Raw genomic sequence first — 541 nt, forward strand, 5'->3', positions numbered from 1 at the left:
GCGAACTATACTTGACACAATCTTGCGGATCGTATCAGTAATTTAGCAACTTATTTATTAATTTACTATTTAAACCCAAAATTGTAAAACCAGTTATCTGTAAAATTTTAGCTGATTTCTCAAATTTTCTTTAAAAAATTTCTTATATCTGCTTTAATGTCATCATCTATTGTTTTGTTAAATTTCTCCAAATCTAGTTCTGATCGTAACTATGCAATGCCGCTATGCGAAACAATATAAAAAGGCTGTTCCCAAATAAGAACAGCCTTTAAAAATCAAGATGACCAAGAGTGCCTTGCGCGCTAGCAGTACAACTTCTCGTAATACTCCTTCAACATCCGCGCGGTCGAGAACTGCTCATGCGACATCTCGATCGAAGCCCGCATCATGGCAAGCCATTTGGCGCGGTTCTGGTAGTAGGTGGGGATCACCTCGGTCTTGAGGACTTTGTAGAGGGATGCCAGGTCCTTCTCGTCCTGGTCCTTCCCTTCGTAACCGTCCCCGATCTGCCAGCCGTTGACCCCGTGGACACAGCCCTCCG

Annotated in this window: 1 pseudogene; it reads right to left on the reverse strand. The window is 42.9% G+C overall.

The features are described from left to right. Positions 1–302: 302 nt before the first annotated feature. Positions 303–541 (reverse strand): annotated as a pseudogene (locus G5B42_RS11650) (alpha-glucan family phosphorylase); the annotation flags it as partial.

This window comes from Capillibacterium thermochitinicola (assembly GCF_013664685.1).
GTDB classification, from domain to species: Bacteria; Bacillota; UBA4882; order UBA10575; family UBA10575; genus Capillibacterium; species Capillibacterium thermochitinicola.